At 68.2% G+C, this 20,761-nt stretch carries 8 protein-coding genes; 3 read left to right on the top strand and 5 right to left on the bottom strand.

What is annotated here, in order from left to right; translation table 11 throughout:
* From KCQ71_RS11350 to KCQ71_RS27610, 3 genes are all read right to left on the bottom strand, one after another.
* Positions 1-4,779 (bottom strand): SdrD B-like domain-containing protein (locus KCQ71_RS11350; protein ID WP_223405916.1); only part of this gene is annotated, 4,779 nt, incomplete at its 3' end.
* 433 nt (positions 4,780-5,212) lie between these two features.
* Positions 5,213-10,066, bottom strand: a complete 4,854-nt coding sequence (locus tag KCQ71_RS11355; protein WP_223405918.1) for an SdrD B-like domain-containing protein — start codon at positions 10,064-10,066, stop codon at positions 5,213-5,215.
* Between the two features lie 452 nt (positions 10,067-10,518).
* Positions 10,519-15,429, bottom strand: coding sequence for a CLIPPER-2 domain-containing protein (locus tag KCQ71_RS27610; protein WP_223405920.1), 4,911 nt, complete (start codon positions 15,427-15,429; stop codon positions 10,519-10,521).
* A gap of 592 nt (positions 15,430-16,021) precedes the next feature.
* Here KCQ71_RS27610 and KCQ71_RS11365 point away from each other — a divergent pair.
* The 3 genes from KCQ71_RS11365 (at position 16,022) to KCQ71_RS11375 (ending at position 19,441) form a co-directional block, all read left to right on the top strand.
* Positions 16,022-17,368 (top strand): right-handed parallel beta-helix repeat-containing protein, encoded by a 1,347-nt coding sequence (locus KCQ71_RS11365; RefSeq protein ID WP_223405921.1) that lies wholly within the window; start codon positions 16,022-16,024, stop codon positions 17,366-17,368.
* Positions 17,369-17,490: 122 nt separating this feature from the next.
* Positions 17,491-18,240 (top strand): hypothetical protein, encoded by a 750-nt coding sequence (locus KCQ71_RS11370; protein ID WP_223405923.1) that lies wholly within the window; start codon positions 17,491-17,493, stop codon positions 18,238-18,240.
* Positions 18,233-19,441 carry a Dyp-type peroxidase gene (locus KCQ71_RS11375; protein WP_223405925.1) on the top strand — a complete coding sequence of 403 codons (1,209 nt, stop codon included), beginning with the start codon at positions 18,233-18,235 and terminating at the stop codon, positions 19,439-19,441. Before KCQ71_RS11370 ends, KCQ71_RS11375 begins: the two co-directional genes overlap by 8 nt.
* 6 nt (positions 19,442-19,447) lie before the next feature.
* On the opposite strand, the gene KCQ71_RS11380 is transcribed toward KCQ71_RS11375, so the two are convergent.
* Together KCQ71_RS11380 and KCQ71_RS11385 are read right to left on the bottom strand one after the other, a co-directional pair.
* The gene (locus KCQ71_RS11380) at positions 19,448-19,690 is read right to left on the bottom strand and encodes a hypothetical protein (RefSeq protein WP_223405927.1); all 243 of its coding nucleotides are present in this window, start codon (positions 19,688-19,690) and stop codon (positions 19,448-19,450) included.
* A gap of 244 nt (positions 19,691-19,934) precedes the next feature.
* Positions 19,935-20,684 (bottom strand): class I SAM-dependent methyltransferase, encoded by a 750-nt coding sequence (locus KCQ71_RS11385; RefSeq protein WP_223405929.1) that lies wholly within the window; start codon positions 20,682-20,684, stop codon positions 19,935-19,937.
* Positions 20,685-20,761 lie beyond the last annotated feature (77 nt).

Here is a 20,761-nt window from a genome sequence, read left to right on the forward strand (position 1 = left end):
GGTGAGTAGTCCGGCACCGATGGCCAGGTTGGTCAGGCCGTTAGCTCCGGTGTCCGGCAGCTGTGCACCCGGGTCGTCCGGGGGCAGCAGCGGTGCGCAGGCGTCGCCGGTGAGGTCGGTGGAGTTGTGGTCGGCAACTGCCACGTTCAGCAGTCCCGCATCATCTCCGGTTGCCCCATCGGGTCCGCATTCCAGCGACTCGGCCGTGACCACGTCACCATCCAGGGTCCCGGTGACCGTGACCCGGTAGACGTGCACCTCGCCGGCGTCGATCCCGACGTCGGTGGCGATCACGTTCTCGCGGCTCTCGGCCTCACCCTGACCGGTCCAGGTCTCGAGTGCACTGACACCCTCCGGGGTCTGGGTGACCTCGGCGGTGTCGACCTCGATGCCTTCGCCGTAGCGAAGCTGGTCGGACAGGTCGTACGACCCGGTCACCCCGCCGGTGTTCGTGACCTCGATCTGGTACGTGATCGAGTACGACTCACCATCCTGAGTGGGGCCTTCGACGATCGTCTTGTCGATCGCGATCCTCGGCGGCACCACACATGCCTCCGCGTCAGCGGTCAGGTCGTTGTGACCCAGACCGGCCGTGTTCGCCAGACCCTGGTTCTCGTCCGAACCAGGTACCGGGCAAGCCAGCACCTCATCGGTGAGCTCCTCCGGGACCATCGCGACCACCACCTGCACCTGATAGGTGTGCGTGGCGCCGCCGGCCAGAGCGACATCCGCGGCGATCACGTTCTCCGGCGCACCTTCAGCGCCCTGACCGGTCCAGGAATCGGAAGCCGTCACCCCGTCGGGAGTGGAGCTGACCGCGGAGGAGGCGATCTGGGCCTCCGCAGCGAACCGGAGCCGGTCGGTGACGTCGTAGACACCCTCGAGCTCACCGGTGTTGGTGACCTCGATCTCGTAGGTGACCGTCCAGGTCCCATCACCGTTGCCGACCGGGGAACCGTCGGTCACCGTCTTGGTGATCTCGAACTCCGGCGGACCGGCGCACGCGTCATCCTCCTCAACGGACCCGACCTCATCGACCACCGTGGAGACGTTGTTGAACGCACGATCCGTGGAATCCACGGCACCGTCCTCGGCCGTGCCACAGGTGGCCGGGTCGACACCGTCGACCGGGTCAGCCAACTGCAACGGGACGTCGGCGATCACGGTCAGCACGTACTGCTGCGGTGCGTACCCGTCATCATCGGTGCCCAGAATCGTGACGCCGGTCGCCACGGTCAGATTGTCCTGTCCGTCCCAGACCGGGTCGGCCGGGGTGACGCCGTCGGGGACCGAGGTCACCTCGGTGGAGGCCACCGTGATGCCCTCACCGAAGTGCAGTTCGTCGGCCAGGTCATACGCGACCGCCTCGACGCCCTTGTTCGTGACCTCGACGCCGTAGACGACCTCCCACTGACCATCACCGATCGGCGTGGCCGAGATCAGCGACTTGTCATGCGTGACCTCACCCACCTCACGGCACTCATCATCGAAGTCGACGTACCCGTTGAACGACGTGTTCGCATCGTTATACAGACCCGACTCCTCACCCTCGGCCACGGCACCACCGGCACCACAAGCAGACGGATCAGGATCAGTGACCTCGGCCGGCAGCTCCACCGTGTACCTCACGGTGACCGTGTAGGTGTCGACCTGACCACCGGCGATCGGAACATCGGAAACGATCAACGCATCACTCGTGCCGTCATAGGCCGCGTTGACCTCCACCCCGCCAGGAGTCACGTTCGCGGCGACCACCGAACCCTCGACGATCGAGATGCCCTCACCGAACCGCAACCGGTCCTCAAGGTCATAATCGGTAGCCGTGGTCGTGGTGTTGGTGACCGTCAGGCCGTAGGAGATCTCGTACTCACCCGGATTGGTCACCGGGTCCACCACGTGCGGCTCCACCGTGACCGTCTTGTCGAGGGTCACCAACGGCAGATCACCACACTCGGTATCAACCAGATCCTCATGATTGACCGGATCCATCGTGGCCACGTTGAACAACCCCGTGGTCGGATCGCCCGGCTGCTGGTCCGGGGTGCACGTGAGCGCCTCGGGCGTGGGCGTGGCCTCACCGGTGACCGCGTCAACGGTCAGTGCGACGGTGACCCGGATCAGATACACGTGCTCGGTGCCGTTCTCGATCGTGGACTGCGCATCGATCGGCTGGTCCACGATGATGACCCGCAAGTCGTCGACCCCGTCCCAGTCCGGGTTCAACGCCGCACCATCAGGACCGGAGACCACCTCGGTGTCGACCACCTCGATGCCCTCGCCATACCCGGTCAGATCATCGGTGAGCCCATAGGCACCATCGATCGCACCCGTGTTCTCCGCGACCAGCTCGTACTCGACCACCCAGGTGCCATCATCATCCGGACTCTCCGTCGGACCAGACACCGTCCGCTTATCGAACTCGTAATCGATATTCGAGTACCCGAAGTCGATCGTGTGGTCATTCTCACCCGGACCACCCGTAGTGATCGCCGCAAACGGGAACGAACCCGCCTCGGTCTCTTCCACCAGGCCGTCAGAGTCGTTGCGATCGGCATCCACCGAGTTCACGTCACCGGTGTCCGCGACCGTCGGGTACCAGTTCTCCAACACCCCACCAGCCGCATAATCAGCCGGGTTGTCCACACCCACCACATAGTCAGTGTTCGTCTGCAACGCGTACGCCGCATCGTTCGAGGAGAAGTAGTACTCACCCGACGCGCTCGTGATCGTGGTGCTCACCAGCGTGCGGTTGCCGTCACCGTCCACCTCGTACAGGTTGACGGTGGCGCCCGCCACCGGCGGCTCGTCCGGATCCTGGATGCCGTCGTTGTCGATATCGAACCAGACGTAGTTCCCGATCTCGATCGGCGCGGCCGAAGCCAGGACCGAGGCCGTGCCCAGGCCATTGCCCTTGGTCGTCACCTGCGAGCCCAGGGTGCTCCTGATCAGCGCCCCGCTCGGGTCGAAGCCGGCTCCGGTGTCCTGGTAGAGGCGTCGGGTGCCTTCCTGCAGCCCCGCGTTGGCCACGTGCACGCCGGTGGTCATGATCCCGTCAGGCCGGCTCGGCATGACCACCACGGACCCGGTGGACTCGTTGTCCTGGTTCAGCGGGGTGTATCCGGTGTCGAAGTAGCGCAGTCCGCCCGGTCCTTGATCGCCCTGCTGCGCACCGTTTCCGAGGACGCCGCTGTGGAGGCCGTTGTTCTCGAGTGTGAACGTTCCGTCACCGTTCGGGGCGGCGATGAAGACATCACCTTCGGAGCGCACGTGCGACACCTGGAGACTATTGCCGTCGGTGGGGTCACCGGAGAGCAGCGTCAAGTTGCCGAACTGATCACCGACCAGATCACGGATCGCGAGGATGAGGTCTCCGTGCAGCACCTGCACGCTCGCCACAACCGGCTGCGGGTAGCGCACCACGGCGTTGCCCTCAGGCCCGAGCTCGATCGGAAAGTGACCGAGTTCGGTCGCCCACGGAACGAATGTCGGGGAGAAACCACCGCGTTCGAAGTCCAACGGGAAGTCCAGGACCTCGGTCAGGTCGCCGGGCGCCTCCGCGCTGAACGAGTACACGTAGCCGTGGAGGTCCGGGATGTCCTGGCTCATCTCCGCGGTGTTCGTTGCGGTCAGGTACATCGTCCCGGTGAGCGCATCCACGCTCACCCCGAAGGGGCGGATGTCCGAATCGTCCGGGAAGTACGCGTCGAGCTCGAACTCCTCGACCGCCACCGGTGCTCCAGATGGGTTTCCGCCGGTGTCGATCCTGATGAGGGAGCGGTTGTGGAGGTTCACTGCGAAGAGGTACCGCTCGTCCGGGCTCATCGAGATCAGGCCGAGACCCGCGCGACCCACGTCGTCCCAAGCCTGCGCATCACGGTCCCAGTCATAGGCCGGGTTCTCGGCGGTCGTGTTCGGTCGGAAGCCGTTCGGGTCGGTGGGGTCCGCGGTGATGTCCGGTCCGCCGAGGTTGATGCCCCAGTCGGCGACGTTGACGTAGACGTCGGCCGAAGCTGTCGGCGCCGACCAGTCCGCCCCGTCGGGCGTCACGCGATAGATGGCACCGATCCCACCCGGGCCGAAACCGATGTGCCGGCGCAGGTACGCCGCCGCGAACGCGGTCGGAGTGTCGCCCATGTCCTCGGCGCGCAGCACTGCCGAGCCGTTCGTCGCGCCGACCTGGCTGAACGGCACGACGCCGGTCTGGGGCACGGGAGCCGCACCTGCGCCACTGGCACTCTGCGCGTCCCAGAAGATCACGCCGGACCCGGGCTCGCCGGCGCTCTCGCCGTCCGAGACCCCGAACTGAAGGATGGGAATGTAGACCCGCGGGTTGTTCTCGACGAACGCGGTGGGCACCTGGAACGAGAAGTCCACCTCCGCCGTCGGCACCCCGTCGACGAACTGGACGGTGGTTCCGTTCGCGCCCGCACCACCGGTTCCGACGACCGAGTCACGCCACTGCGCCCACGCTGGTGTGTCCGGCACGTTGGCCTCGACGCGCCACTGCGTCGCATCGGAGGTGACCGGCAGCGTGTAGGCCCCATCCGCGCCAGTGACGACCGGGCCGGCCACGGCTCCATCGGAGTCGTAGGCGGACACTTCGATGCCAGGGAGTCCGTCCTCGAAGGAGTCGAAGACGCCGTTGGCGTCGTAGTCCTGCCAGATCGTGCCCGTGATCGGGTCACCCTCGGCGGCCTGGGCCGCCAGAGGCAGCCCGAACGCCGTCAGCGAGGTACCCACGAGACCCACCAGTCCCAGCAGGGCGCTTCCTCGCCTCACCCCACCCCGGCGACGTCGCCCCCGGCTTCCTGGCCCTCGGCCACGAACTCCTTGCTCAGAACTCACCTGATGGTCCTCCCCGAAAACCCGGCCGGCCCGTTGCCGACGGTGGAACGTCACGGCACGCCCCGATAGCAACGGCAGGGCTCACCACCTGCCCAGCATTCGGGAGTAGGCGTTCCACCCACCAGACCGATGCGCGGTGAAGCGGGGGCGAAACCAGGGTGAAGCCGGGGTGAGACCACCGGCCGTTCTGCGGACGTTTGACGTGCTTCGGCCGCCGAGCCTCGCCCCGTCCTGGTCTCCGGCTGCGCGGGCAATCGACACGGGCTGTCCCGACCTCGCCCTGAACCGAGAGCGCCCCCCGGCCCCCACGTGAGTGGGGATCGGGGGGGCGTGACCGGCCAGGGTCCGGACGGGCCGGTCGGATTCCTCAGTGGGTTCGTGCGCGGTGACGGGTGACCGCCACGAGCAGTGCTCCGCCGAGGATGGTGAGTAGTCCGGCACCGATGGCCAGGTTGGTCAGGCCGTTAGCTCCGGTGTCCGGCAGCTGTGCACCCGGGTCGTCCGGGGGCAGCAGCGGTGCGCAGGCGTCGCCGGTGAGGTCGGTGGAGTTGTGGTCGGCAACTGCCACGTTCAGCAGTCCCGCATCATCTCCGGTTGCCCCATCGGGTCCGCATTCCAGCGACTCGGCCGTGACCACGTCACCATCCAGGGTCCCGGTGACCGTGACCCGGTAGACGTGCACCTCGCCGGCGTCGATCCCGACGTCGGTGGCGATCACGTTCTCGCGGCTCTCGGCCTCACCCTGACCGGTCCAGGTCTCGAGTGCACTGACACCCTCCGGGGTCTGGGTGACCTCGGCGGTGTCGACCTCGATGCCTTCGCCGTAGCGAAGCTGGTCGGACAGGTCGTACGACCCGGTCACCCCGCCGGTGTTCGTGACCTCGATCTGGTACGTGATCGAGTACGACTCACCATCCTGAGTGGGGCCTTCGACGATCGTCTTGTCGATCGCGATCCTCGGCGGCACCACACATGCCTCCGCGTCAGCGGTCAGGTCGTTGTGACCCAGACCGGCCGTGTTCGCCAGACCCTGGTTCTCGTCCGAACCAGGTACCGGGCAAGCCAGCACCTCATCGGTGAGCTCCTCCGGGACCATCGCGACCACCACCTGCACCTGATAGGTGTGCGTGGCGCCGCCGGCCAGAGCGACATCCGCGGCGATCACGTTCTCCGGCGCACCTTCAGCGCCCTGACCGGTCCAGGAATCGGAAGCCGTCACCCCGTCGGGAGTGGAGCTGACCGCGGAGGAGGCGATCTGGGCCTCCGCAGCGAACCGGAGCCGGTCGGTGACGTCGTAGACACCCTCGAGCTCACCGGTGTTGGTGACCTCGATCTCGTAGGTGACCGTCCAGGTCCCATCACCGTTGCCGACCGGGGAACCGTCGGTCACCGTCTTGGTGATCTCGAACTCCGGCGGACCGGCGCACGCGTCATCCTCCTCAACGGACCCGACCTCATCGACCACCGTGGAGACGTTGTTGAACGCACGATCCGTGGAATCCACGGCACCGTCCTCGGCCGTGCCACAGGTGGCCGGGTCGACACCGTCGACCGGGTCAGCCAACTGCAACGGGACGTCGGCGATCACGGTCAGCACGTACTGCTGCGGTGCGTACCCGTCATCATCGGTGCCCAGAATCGTGACGCCGGTCGCCACGGTCAGATTGTCCTGTCCGTCCCAGACCGGGTCGGCCGGGGTGACGCCGTCGGGGACCGAGGTCACCTCGGTGGAGGCCACCGTGATGCCCTCACCGAAGTGCAGTTCGTCGGCCAGGTCATACGCGACCGCCTCGACGCCCTTGTTCGTGACCTCGACGCCGTAGACGACCTCCCACTGACCATCACCGATCGGCGTGGCCGAGATCAGCGACTTGTCATGCGTGACCTCACCCACCTCACGGCACTCATCATCGAAGTCGACGTACCCGTTGAACGACGTGTTCGCATCGTTATACAGACCCGACTCCTCACCCTCGGCCACGGCACCACCGGCACCACAAGCAGACGGATCAGGATCAGTGACCTCGGCCGGCAGCTCCACCGTGTACCTCACGGTGACCGTGTAGGTGTCGACCTGACCACCGGCGATCGGAACATCGGAAACGATCAACGCATCACTCGTGCCGTCATAGGCCGCGTTGACCTCCACCCCGCCAGGAGTCACGTTCGCGGCGACCACCGAACCCTCGACGATCGAGATGCCCTCACCGAACCGCAACCGGTCCTCAAGGTCATAATCGGTAGCCGTGGTCGTGGTGTTGGTGACCGTCAGGCCGTAGGAGATCTCGTACTCACCCGGATTGGTCACCGGGTCCACCACGTGCGGCTCCACCGTGACCGTCTTGTCGAGGGTCACCAACGGCAGATCACCACACTCGGTATCAACCAGATCCTCATGATTGACCGGATCCATCGTGGCCACGTTGAACAACCCCGTGGTCGGATCGCCCGGCTGCTGGTCCGGGGTGCACGTGAGCGCCTCGGGCGTGGGCGTGGCCTCACCGGTGACCGCGTCAACGGTCAGTGCGACGGTGACCCGGATCAGATACACGTGCTCGGTGCCGTTCTCGATCGTGGACTGCGCATCGATCGGCTGGTCCACGATGATGACCCGCAAGTCGTCGACCCCGTCCCAGTCCGGGTTCAACGCCGCACCATCAGGACCGGAGACCACCTCGGTGTCGACCACCTCGATGCCCTCGCCATACCCGGTCAGATCATCGGTGAGCCCATAGGCACCATCGATCGCACCCGTGTTCTCGGCCACCAGCTCGTACTCGACCACCCAGGTGCCGTCGTCATCCGGACTCTCCGTCGGACCAGACACCGTCCGCTTGTCGAACTCGTAGTCGATGTTCGCATACCCGAAGTCGATCGTGTGGTCATTCTCCCCCGGACCACCCGTAGTGATCGCCGCAAACGGGAACGAACCCGCCTCCGACTCCTCGACCAGACCATCGGAATCGTTGCGATCCGCGTCCACCGAATTGGCATTACCGGTATCCGGAACCGTCGGATACCAGTTCTCCAACACCCCGCCAGCGGCATAGTCGGCCGGGTTGTCCACACCTACGACATAGCTGGTGTTCGTCTTCAGGGCATACGCCGCATCGTTGGAGGAGAAGTAGTACTCACCCGACGCGTTCGTGGTGGTGGTGCTCACCAACGTGCGCACACCCGCATCATCGACCTCATACAGGTTCACCGTCGCACCCTCAACAGGCAGCTCGTCCGGGTCCTGCACACCATCGTTGTCGTTGTCGAACCAGACGTAGTTCCCGATCTCGATCGGCGCCGCCGACGCGGCGATCGACATCGAACCCAAGCCGTTGCCCTTGCTCGTCACCATCGGCGTGGGTGGGACGGTCAGGGGACTCTCGTTCTGGATCACGATCGCGCCCCGCGGCAGTACATTCTCGCCGCTGGCCTGATAGAGGCGCCGAACCCCCACCTGGAACGACCCGTTCGCGGCGTGTACCGCGGTGGTCAGCACGCCATCATCCCGGCTCGGAATGGTCACGATCGACCCGAGCGCCTGGCCGTTGTAGACGTACCCGTTGGCGTCCTGCGCCCAAGAGTCGTCGAAGTACTTGTAGCCACCGGGGCCGAACTGATTGGCCGCCACGCCGGCACCGATGACGCCATCGACCACGCCGTCGTTCTCCAAGGTGAAGGTGCCGTCGTCATTGCCGTCGGCCAGGTAGACGTCGCCGTACGAGCGAACGCTGATGACGGTCGTGTTGTCGACCGGGCTCGTCGGGTCGGGGCCAAGCGGGGTGTTGGAGCCGACCAGGTCACCCCAGTAGTCGCGGACTCCGAGCACCAGCTGACCGTGAAGGATCCTTGCATCCGCGAGGAGCGGCATCGGCCAGTTGTTGATTTGGCCCGTGGCGTCGATGACAAAGTCCTCGACTCCACGCACCCACGGACGCCAACTGACGTCTTGGGGATTGAGAACCGGTCCTGCGGGTGTGACGACCCGCGACTCGCGTTCGTAGTCCATGGGAAAGCTGAGCACGGGTTCGAGGTTCGAGGGGTCGTCCGGAGTGAAGCGATAGACGTACCCGACCAGATCGGCGGAGTCCTGCGTGGATTCGGCCGTGTTGGTGACGGTGAGGTACATATACCCCGTGACCGGGTCCGAGGAGACACCGAACGGGCGCATATCCCCGGTGAAGCCTAGGTCGAACTCCTCGACATTCTGTACCGATGTCGCGGGAGTTCCGGTCGTGATCCGCACCAACGACCTGTTGTACAGGTTGACCACGAACATCTGCGTCTCGTCGGGCGAGAATGTCATCGTTCCGAGGCCGGTGCGACCGACCCGGTCGAATGCCTGCGCGTCCCGCTCCCAGTCGTAGGCCGGATTCTCCGCGGTGACGGCCGGACGCAGACCCAACGGGTCACCGGCGCCCGCTCCGTCCGTCGAATCACTGCCAACATCGATGCCCCAGTCGGTGAGGTCAACGAAGACCTCGGCCGATCCGGTCGGTGCTGCCATACTGTCGCCGTCGGGGGTGATCCGATAGATGGCGCCGATACCGCCCGGTCCCAGGCCCGCGTGGCGGCGCACGTAGGCTGCAGTGAACATCTGGCCGAGTCCGCCTGGTTCGGTGGCTCGCTGCCACGCCGAGCCGTTCGTCGCACCCATCTCACGGAACGGCACCCGCACGGTTGTGGGCACCGTCTCAAGCGCCGCCGCGCTCATCGCGTCATACAGGATCGCTTCGCCACCGATGAGGTCTCCTTCGACGCCATCCGACGCCCCGAGTCGGTATTCGGGGAGATACACGTAGGGGTTGTTCTCCACGTAGGCGCTGGGCACCTGGAAGGAGAAGTCCACACCTGCGGCACCTGTGCCGTCGGCCACGTCGACGAACTGCACAGTCGTTCCGTTGGTCGTGTCGCCGGCTGCACCGACCACGGAGTCGCGCCACTGCGCCCACTGCGCGGTGTCCGGCACATTCGCCTCGACCCGCCACCGCCCAGCGCCCGAACTGACAGGCAGCGAGTAGGCGCCGTCCACGTCCGTGACCACGGGCCCCGCCACGGCGCCGTCGGCGTCGTAGCCGTAGACCTCGATGCCGGCCAGGCCATCCTCATAGGTGTCGAAGACGCCGTTGGCGTCGTAGTCCTGCCAGATGGTGCCGGTGATCGGGTCACCCTCGGCGGCCTGGGCCGCCAGGGGAATCCCGAACGCGGTCAGCGATGTGCCGACCAATCCGGCCAGCCCGAGCAGAGCGCTGCCCCGACGCAATCCGCCCCGACGGGCGTGCCCCCTACGTCCTGGCCCACGGCCATCAACGACTTGCCTTGCTCTCACGCGTGATCCTCCCCAACGTTCGTCGACCTCATGCCGACAACTCAAGCTGCAGATGGCCCTCTATATAAGGCAGGGCTCTCCGCCAGCCACCCTTCCGAGCCCGCGCGACACCCGGCTAGAGGGAGACACGGTGAAGCGAGGATGAGCCCGGGATGAAGCCAGGGTGAAGTGGGCGAACCTCCCGCTCGACGGTGACCCAGCCCGAGACCCTGCGCGCCGCCCGCATTCGGGCGCATCCCCACCGGAAGGCAGAACAGGTGTCGCCCCGGCCCCGGTAGGGACGCGGTGCGACACCTGTTCGGCTTACGCGTTGCGTCAGACGGCGTGCCCGACGCCGCCCGAGACTGTGCTCAGGTCGCGTTCGAGACCGTATCCTCCCGACGACGGTTCACACCGAGCAGGATTACCCCGAGCGCCACCAACAAGCCGGCCGCGCCGACGCCGGCGAGCGCCTGGGTTCCGGTTGACGGCAGGTCCTCGTTGCCGCCGCCTGCCGCTCCGTCGTTCGGCTCGCCGGGCGCTGGGTCCACACCCGGATCAGCGGGAGGCCCGTCCAGCTCCACGGTGACACTCGCCTCGGCGACGACGTCCGTGCCCTGCACCGTCGCGGCGTGCGCGGCGGCCGTGTTCGTCACCGCGCCGGTTGCCGCCACGTCTGCAAGAACCACATAGGACGCCGTGGCCGTGACGCTCTCGCCGGGCGTGAGCACGCCGACCGCGGCGGGCCACTGGTACTGGATCGTGGTCAGTCCCACCAAGGGATCGGAGATGCTCGCGCCGGTCAGCGTCACGTTCCCGGTGTTCGTCAGGACGAACGTGTAGGCGAGCGTGTCCCCCACCGCGGCGCGGGTGACGTCGGCGGTCTTCGTGAACTCGATCGCGGCCTGCTCGGGGATGGTGAGCACGTCCTGCGCGGCGGCGGATGCCGGGCCCTGGACTGACTGGCCGGTCGCGGAAACGGTGTTCACCACCTCGCCCCTGTCAACCTCGGCCTGCGCAACCACGTACTGGGCAAGCGCAGTGGCGACCTCCCCCGGTGCGAGGACTCCCGGCTCGCCGGGCCACGTCACGACCGGTGTCGAGACGCCGGCGAGGTGATCGGTGACGCCCACCCCGGTCAGCGTCAGATTCCCGGTGTTCTCCACCTCGAACAGGTAGTCGATCTCCGCTCCGGCCGCTGCGACGTCGCCCGCATGGGTCTTGCGCACCTCGAGGGCGGGGGTGCCCACCACCGGAACCGTCACCTCTGCCTCGCCCGCAACGTCCCCACCGCGCACGGCGGTCGCCGTGGACGTGGCCACGTTCCTCACGCCGCCGTTCTCGACGTCGAGCTGGGTGACCGCGTACGTGGCCGTGGCCAACACCTGCTCGCCGGGCGCGAGCTCACCGGCGGTACCTGGCCACTGGTAGTCCAGGGCCGGCAACCCTTCCAGCTCGTCGGCGACATCGACGTCTTGGAGCGTGACGTTGCCGGAGTTGGTCACCTGGATCACGAAGGTCACCTCATCACCAGCGGCCGCGGCCGGTTCCCCTGCGGCGCTCTTGGCGACTACCAACGCCGGGAGCGCCGCGAGGGCGAGGTCCGCGCCGTCGGTCACGGACACGGTCACGTCGTCCTGGCCGGAGCCCGACGCAGTGGCCGTGTTGGTGATGGTTCCGGCGTCCACATCGGCCTGGGTCAGCTCGTACTCAGCCGTCGCGACCACCGAGCTTCCCGCAGGGAGCACGCCCTCGTCTCCAGCCCACCCGTACGCGATCTGGCCGAGACCGGGCATCGGGTCATCGATGGCCATCTCGGCCAGGTCGGCGGTGCCGCTGTTGGAGATGGTGAACAGGAACGTCACGATCTCTCCGGCTCGAGGCTCTCCGTCGAAGACCACGGCCTTGTCGAGCGTGATGGCAGCCAGGTCGTCGACGTCGGTGGCGGAGTTGGTCAGCGTAGTTCCGGGGAACGCCGGGTCCGGTGCGGTAGCGGTCACCACGTTGGTCATCTGCGCCGACGCGTCAGCCGGCGCCTGCACCACAACCTCAAGGGAGACGGTCGCCGCGGCCGGCAGGCTCGCAATGGTCCAGGTCACGACGCCGTCGGTGGCGCTGCCGCCTTCCGTCGCGGACACGAACGTCGCACCGGCAGGCAGCGGATCGGTCACCGTCACGTCGGTCAGCGTCTCCCCCACGAGCGGGTTGGAGACGGCGATCGTGTAGGTGGTCGTCTCGCCCGCCGCAACGACACCGACGCCGTCGGTTTTGGTCAGGCCGGGCACGGTGTAGGCCGATGCGGGCGTGACACAGGAGCTGGCCTCGTTGTTGGCCAGCTCAGGATCGGCGTACGTACCGGTGACTGCGGCCGTCAGGCAGATCTCGGTCTCCACGGTCGGCACCAGGTCGAGGTTCAGCGTGAGGGTCTGATCCACACTGAGACCCGCCGTCACCACGCAGTCCAGGTCCACCGGACCTTCGATGGGAGCAACACCCGGCACTGTGCAGGTCGAGTCGGTGGTGGTGGGCAGGGACTGCAGCGTGACGCCCGCAGGGATGGTGATCGCGACGCGAGCGGGAGCCTCTGGCGATCCGGCCAGGTTGGTCGCGGTGACCGTGACCGAGCGCGGGCGGTCCTGCTGCCAGTCCGCCAGCGGGTCGACGGTCACGGCCAGATCGGCTTCGGCGATCAGTGCGCAGACCGCCGCCGGCTCGGTGACCGGCGTGGTTGCCGAACCCACGGCCACCGAGTTGCAGGCAAGGTCGCCTGCGGTCGCTGCGCTCACGATCCGGGCCGTGTAGGTGAACGAGACCACCTCACCGACGTCGATGGTGCCGGCATCGGCACGGATCGAGACGGCGTCGGGCGCCGCCGTGCCCCAGGTGTTGTCACACCCGGCGGGACCGCCCGGGTAGACCTCCTCGCGGCACGGGTTCGTCGATGGGGAGAAGGTCAACGCAACGTCACCCGTGGCGTCGGGCGCGGCCGCCAGCGCCTCATCCAGCGTGGAGCCTCGCGGCACGGTCGCGGTCGATGCGCTCGTGCCGAAGTCGCCCTGGTGGGGCAGCACGTCGTAGGCGACGACGTTGCTCAGCGGTGAGTTCCCGCCGTTGGCGACCGTGACCCGGTAGGTGATGTCCGTGGCGTCCGGGTCCACCTGCACCGGGGTGCTGGAGTCGGAGATCCAGTCACAGCCATCCGCCGCGCCCGCGTCCGGCAGGCAGATCTCCTTCACCACGTTCAACGCCGACGTGGCACCGTTGACGGTGTCGGCGTAGGTGTAGGCGAAGTTCTCCGTGGTCATGCCGTCGCCGTCCAGATCGGCGGCGTCGACGTACCGGTACGCGCCGAACGTCGTGCCCCCGGTCGCACCCCAGATCGCGTCGGTGGGGCCGTAGTTGTGCATCGCGTCACCCATATAGAACAAGGCACGCGCGCTCGCCCCTGCGATGGCGGACGCCGTCGGGCTCGCCACCACGGTGAGCGTGGGCCAGGTCGTGTTCACACCCCACACCGTGCCTGGCGGCCGCGTCGCGACCACGCTCTGCCGTTCGACACCGTCGATCAGGACGGTGCGGTAGGTGAAGGTCGCATCGGTGATCCCCGCAATGGTCGCGGATCCGGGGGTGATAGCCCAGTTCTCCGGCGCCACGAACACGTACTGAGGTTGGTAGTCGACGCCTGGATCCTGGTTGCTGGTGATGGCCGAACCCGTGAAGGTGACGGGGGTGCCGGGCACCGGGTTGCCGCCGCCGGTCACCACGCGGCCCAGTCGCGGGCTGAGGGTAGCTGGACGGTCGATCACGGTGACCGTCTTCCCCGAGGAGCCGAGGTCGAGCGAACTGAGTTCCGGAGTGCCGGGGAACGTCAAGGTCGCCGAGGCGGTGTTGGTACCCGTGTAGCCGCCGTCGGGCGCTTCGTCGGCCGTGCGATAGACGAACCTCGCGTAGAAGTAGTTCACGCGGGATTGGTCGGACTCCATCAGGTTCGGACCCGGAATGGGCGAACTGACCACCGTCGCGCTGGCGATGTGCCGACCTGCCGGGGCGTTGAAGGCGGTCCCAGTCACGGTGCCCGTGCTGCCGTCGTCGAGGGTGTAGGTGATGGTTCCGGCGGCGGTGAGGCGTACGGCGTAGACGTCCAGGCCGTCCAGGTCCAGGGTGTCGTCGACGATGGTCGCGACGGCCGGCACGTTCGAGCGGTTTGCCACTCGGACGTCCCAGTACTCGCCAGAGGTGCCCGTCCACACGATCGGCTCCGCGACCGTACCCATCGTCCGGGTGGAGCTCTTCACGACCTCGCCGTTCCCGAAGGGCTCACAGGCATTGAGGTCATGGGTGGTCGTGGTGGCGGCGGTGCCGGTAGCGCCACTGAGGTAGACCGCGTCCACGGCCAGTGCCGAGGTGACCTGGATGACGCACTGGCCCGGATCGGGCACCATCGATTCGGGGAACTGCACGGTCACGTTGCGGACAACACTGCCAGAGCCGGTGACGGCACCCCAGCCCGTGGCTGCGTCCCGACCCGTGGCGGACCACGTCACCATATTCGATGAGGCGTCGTAGGTCCCACCGTGGGTGGCGGAGACGAACTGTGCTCCGGTGGGCAGCGTGTTGGTCGCCGAGTAGGACTCCGCGCACTCCACCATCGGCTCACCATGACCGGCGGTGCTGCGCTCCCAGAGGCAACCCGAGGCCATCACCAGTCGGTAGGTGTAGTCCACTCCGGCACGCGCGGGTTCCGTCCCGAGGAATGCCACAGCCGGCTCGGGTGTGTCGATGTGCCAGGTGATGGAGTCGGTGGCGCTCGTCGGTTCGATTCCGCTGGCTGCGATCGTGGTGGTGGCTGCGACCTCGAAGCCTTCGGGGAAGAACGACTGCGGCGAGGGGCCCACAGGCCGCGATTGGTAGCGGTAGAGCATCTGGAACGAGCCGGACGCGCCGGCTGCGATCGTGCCCATGTTCACCGTGTACCCGGTGGCAGCGTTGCCCACGATGGTCGCTCCGGCCGGAAGTGACTGGCCGTCGAGGGTGGCGAACCGGTAGGCGCCGTAGTAGGGGTCCACTGGCATCGGGGCGATCTGGATCGTGGTCCCGATGCACTCCGCCGGCCCACACGCGTAGCCGACCGCAAGGCCAACCTGGCTGTTCAGACCTTGGCGGCTATCGAGCGTTCCACGCAGCTGATCGACCGGCGTCGCCGTGTTCGGCTGCACCCAGGTGACAGTCGTGGTGAGGTCTCCGGGTGCCGCGCCGGCCGGCGCCGCCAACCCGATCGCCACCAAGGCCACTCCTATCAGGGCCGCGACCGCTGCCGTGAATCGTGATGTGCCGCGTGCGCGTCTGCCGAGGTGCATGCCTGCCGGTCCCCCTTGAGGAGTATCCAGATGTGGTGGTGAGTTGCGATCGCACTATGGCAGGAGCAAACCGGGGGAGACAACCGACTCAATACTGCGCGTTCCGAGCTGGACTCGCGACCTTCGGACCTCCTGATTCGGCCGCAGCGGAGTGAATGCACTCGTTCGGTTGCCACCGTCACAAGGGCGGCGGAACTCGACAGCAGCTGAGGGCTCAGGCCCGCAATTCACACCGATTCCCGGTAATTCGCGGCCACAAGGCGGCCGACGCGATGGTCGGCTTCCGGCAGGCACCCAGGCGCTGCTGCGATGAATCTGCCAAGCGAGCGTCGGATCTGGAGCGGTGCCGGATCCCACCTCTGGTCGCGAGAAATCGGCGCGAGCGCATCAGGGTGAAATGAGGGTGAAGTGAGGGTGATACCGCGTTGACGCTCTCTGTGAATCCGGCACTTTCTCGCGGATCCTTGGGTGCCGGGCCTTCCGGATCGCCACGGACCGCTCCCTAGACTCGGCGACCATGAGCAGTGCAGGGGGGATCCGCCGTTGGCGCGCCGTCGTCTCCGCGGCAGCGATCGTCACTGTCCTGGTGGCCGGCTGCGGCAGCAGCCCGAGTTCGGAACCCACCGCAGAGCCGAACGACCTCGTGCACGTCCCGGGCGACGCCGCCACGATCTCGGCGGCGATGGATCTGGTGGCCCCCGGCGGCCTGGTGCTGGTCGAACCCGGGACGTATGCCGAGGAGGTCACCGTCGACGTCGAGGACGTCACCCTGCGTGGCACCGACCGCAACACCGTGGTGATCGACGGTGGCGGCACCCGCTCCTTCGGGGTCTTCGCCTCGGCCGACGGCGTCCGGATCGAGAACCTCACCGTGCACTCGACCCTGTTCTACGGCGTCCTGGTCACCGGCCTGCATGACGAGAACGGTCCTCTCGCCCACGGCGGCCCTGGCTACACCGAACTCGACCCGTCCCGGTTCCCGCCGGTGCAGCGCTTCGCGATCGACCACGTGACGTCCTACAACAACGGCTTGTACGGCATCTACGCGTTCAACGCCCAGCACGGCACGATCACGAACTCCTACGCGTCCGGCTCCGCAGACTCCGGTTTCTACGTGGGCCAGTGCGAGCAGTGCGACATCCTCGTGGCCGGCAACGTGGCCGAGCGCAACGCCATCGGGTTCGAGAACGCCAACGCCTCCGACTCGGTCACGATCGCCGGTAACCGGTTCTCCCACAACCGCATCGGGATGACGCTGATCTCGAACTATCAGGAGGCGTTCACCCCCCAACGCGACAACCTCGTGGTCGGCAACCTCGTCAGCGACAACACCAGCGCGGACTCCCCCGCCCACGCCCTTGGCGGCTTCGGCGTGGGCCTGGCGATCAACGGCGGCCAGGGGAACCGGGTGGTCGCGAACCGGATCGAGGGCAATCCCGTGGTCGGCGTCCAGTTGAGCAACGCCGAGGACCTCCCGGCGGTCGGCAACCAGATCCTCGACAACATCGTCGGCGCGAACGGGTTCGACCTCGCCGACACCTCCGCGGCCCGCGCCCCGTCGTCCGGGAACTGCTTCGACGGCACAGCCGCGACGACGGCGCTCCCGGCCTCGCTGCTCCGGGTCACCTGCCCGGGTGGCAACGCGGGCGAGATCGCCGACGGCGGAGCCTGGCCGCGCGTGGACGTTCCGGTCGGCATGAGCTTCCTCCAGGTGCCGGCGCCACCGGCGCAGCCGTCGCTCCAGCCGGGCGCCGCCGTCGAGGAGATCCCCGGCCCGTTGCCGGCCCAGGTCACCATGCCCGCCGAAGCAGACTTCCCGGTGCCGGAGGCGAGCCTGCTCGCCGATCGCAGCGGGGTCGCCTGATGCACCGGGTTCGCCCGGCGCCACGGGCTGCGCAGGCACAGCCGGGCCCTTGGCTGAGACAGGACGCGCTTGCCGGGAGACGGTCCCGTACGCGAGCGCTGCTGGCGGTTCTGATCGCCACCGTGGTGTTCCTGGCCGGGTGCAGCGGGGATGCCGAGCAGCCGGTTGAGCCCGACGCCACGACGGCCGGCGCGGGTCCGCGCCCGCTGACGTCGGAGGAAGCCGAACGTCTCGCCGTCGCCCGGTTCCGCAACTACGACGACGGCGTCCGCGAGGTCTCGTTCGAGGTCACCGACTCCGGGGTCACCTATGCGGTCGACGCGTGGGTCGACTGGGTGAACCACGTCGGCTACGGCGCCGTCGCGGACGCGGCCGGCTCGGAGTCGCTGCTGCTCGCGTGGACGCCGTCAGGCTTGAGCACCTACCCGTGGACCCCCGGCGAGCCGGCGCCGCTGCCCGCTCCCGGACTCGCCGGTGCGGCAGCGCAGGAGTGGACGAGTTCGGAGCTGGCCCCGGACGCGTCCCGCCTGCACACGCTCCTGGCCCTTGTCGTCGACCTCGGCGCGGACCGCCCGGACAACGCCCTGCTGCTCAGCCAGACCGACGCGCGCTGGCTACGCGTGGACGACGTCGACGGCGTGAGTGTGGACGTGATCGCCGGGCCGACAGCGGACGTCGTCTACGACCCGGCCACCTCCACCGCTGCCGGTGACGGCAGCGACGCCACGGTGCGCTACTGGGTCACCGACGACGGCACCATCCTTCGGCTGGAGGTGCGCCTCGGCGGCGCCGGCGAGTGGACCCCGGTCGAGTTCGGCCCGGCCGCCGACGTCGAGTTCGCGCAGGACTTCCTCGGCGGTGAGGGTGGCTGACACGGAGGGAACCGCGCCCGGCAGGCGGCAGGTGCTGCGCGGCCTGGCCGGGGTCGGCCTCGGCGGCATCGGCGGGATCGGCGCGGGGCTCGTGCTGGGCAGCCGCGGCGCCCGCGGAGCGGAGTCGGGCTCGGCGGAACCCGGCGACACCGGAACTCCCGAAGCGCCCGGTCCGGTGCCCGTGCACGGCGCCACCCAGGCTGGCGTGGACCGCCCCGGGACCCCGCAGCGACACGGTTCGATCGCGGTACTCGATCTCGACGCAGCGACCACCGCCGCCGAGATGCTCGCCCTGTGCGCCGACCTCGGCACCCTCATCACCGCGCTCACGACGGCGACCTCCCCGCCACACCCTGCCCTGCCCGACGGCCCGGGCGACCTCACCATCACCGTCGGGCTGGGCCCGAGACTGGTGCGCCTGCTGGGGCCGGACCTGCCCGGTGCCGAGGATCTGCCGGCCTTCGCCGGCGACACCGAGCTCGACCCCAGCCACAGCGGCGGCGACCTGTTCCTCGCGGCCTACTCCCACGACCCGAACGACGCCGACACCGCCCTGACCGAGGTGAGCGACGCCGTCGGGCACGGGGTCCTGCGCTGGGCGCAGCGAGGCTTCCGCGCGCACGGCACCGGCACCGTGGCGCGCAACCCCCTGGGGTTCCACGACGGCGTCATCGTGCCGCGCGGCGAGGAGGAACTGGCCGAGCACGTGTGGCTGCCGGACGGGCCCGCGGCGGGGGGCACCATCGCGGTGGTTCGGCGGCTGCGGGTGGACACCGCGACGTTCCGCGCCGAGCCCGTGCCCGATCGGGAGCGCGTCATCGGGCGCGAGCACGCCACCGGCGCCCCGCTGTCCGGCGGCGGGCCGATGGACGAGGTGGATCTGCTCGCGAAGACCCCGGAGGGCGAGTTCCGCATCCCGGCGCGGTCGCACGCGCGCGCCGCGCATCCGTCGTTCACCGGGAGCCACCTGATGCTGCGGCGCGGATACGCGTTCGACAACGGCCGCACCCCGGACGGTGTCGCGGACGCCGGGCTGCTGTTCATCTGCTTCCAGCGGGACCTGCGCACGTTCGCCGCGACGCAGCACCGGCTCGACGAGGTCGACGACCTGATGACGTACGTGACGACGACGGCGAGCGCCACGTTCCTGGTGCTGCCGGGCTTCGACGCCGAGCACCCGCTCGGTGCCACCCTGGGCTGAGCTCCCTCAGGCCTGTGGCGGGAGGCCGCTCGGCCTCTTCGTCCCGGACCTCCTCCTCGTCCGAGCGCTCCCCCGGTGATGTTCCACCACGAAGAGCCAGCCCAACAGCACGAGTCCGACGAGCATCATCAGTGCTCCTCGTGCATCCAGGTCGACTGCCTCTGCTGCAGGCTCCAGGCCCACGGTGTTGGCGGCCCAGGCCATCGTCGGCACCCCGGCGATGGCCACGCCGGCGGGCACCACGGCCACGGCGGCAGCGAGCCTTCTTCGCCACCACGTCTGACCCGATCGACTGACCGGACCCCCATTTCGATGAACGGCCGCCGATGGCTCTGGTCTGTGCACTGGCCCCACCCCTGATCGCCCATTCCGTCCGCACGTGCGGCGGCTTCGGGCCCCTAGGATCAGATTGGCGGAATGCACCGATGGTGAACCAGGAGCCACCGCGGTGAAGTCAGGGTGAATCGCGGGTGACCGCCGTGTGTGATGGCCCTCAGTCCGGCAGACGGGTGCGGAAGCAGTCGGCCAGGTAAGGCAGTTCGATATGGTCCCGGCCGGCGAGTTCCGCGTGGCCGGCGAGCAGGTCCCCGACCGCGCCGAGGACGTCCGCCTGCTGCTCCGGGCTCGCGGTGATGAAGTAGCTGCGCGAACGCACCAGGTCCAGGAGTCCGTCCCCCGTCAGCGTCTGCTGCCACGGGATCCGGATGCTCTCGACGGGCCCGAACGGGGCGCCGACGACCGGTGCGAGTTCCTGCTCGTCGCGGTCGTGCAGCCGGGTCAGGATGTCGCCGAACTCGGCCACCCACGCCACCGATTCGTCGCGGGTGTTCCAGACCAGGCCGAGCGTGCCGCCGGGCCGCAGTACTCGCGCGATCTCGGGCACCGCCGTGGCCGGGTCCACCCAGTGCCATGCCTGTGCCACGGTCACCGCGTCCACCGCGTGGTCCGGGAGCGGAATCCGTTCGGCTGTCCCCACGAACGTGGGCACAACGGGCACGTGTGCGTGCAGCTCGCCGAGCATGTTCGGCGACGGGTCCACGGCCACCACCTGCAGACCGCCGCGGTCGACCAGGAGCCGGGTCAGTTTGCCGGTGCCGGCCGCCAGGTCGAGGACCCGCGCCGCGGACTCCGGCACCAGCCAGTCGACGGCGGCCGAAGGGTAAGAGGGTCGGGTCGCCGCGTACACCGCGGCCGCGCGATCGAAGGACCGGGCGTGTTCGGTCATGAAACTGCGGTTTCTCACGGCACCATTGTCCCGCCGAAGCGAGCAGCTCGCGCGCCGTCCACAGGCCCAGGCAGCAGTGTCCGAGGCGCCGCCTA

This window comes from Occultella gossypii (genome assembly GCF_019947135.1).
GTDB lineage: Bacteria > Actinomycetota > Actinomycetes > Actinomycetales > Beutenbergiaceae > Occultella > Occultella gossypii.

Bases quoted from the DNA above. Each gene is read 5' to 3' on its own strand.
- KCQ71_RS11365 (WP_223405921.1), top strand. From the start codon at position 16,022: ATGAGCAGTGCAGGGGGGATCCGCCGTTGGCGCGCCGTCGTCTCCGCG.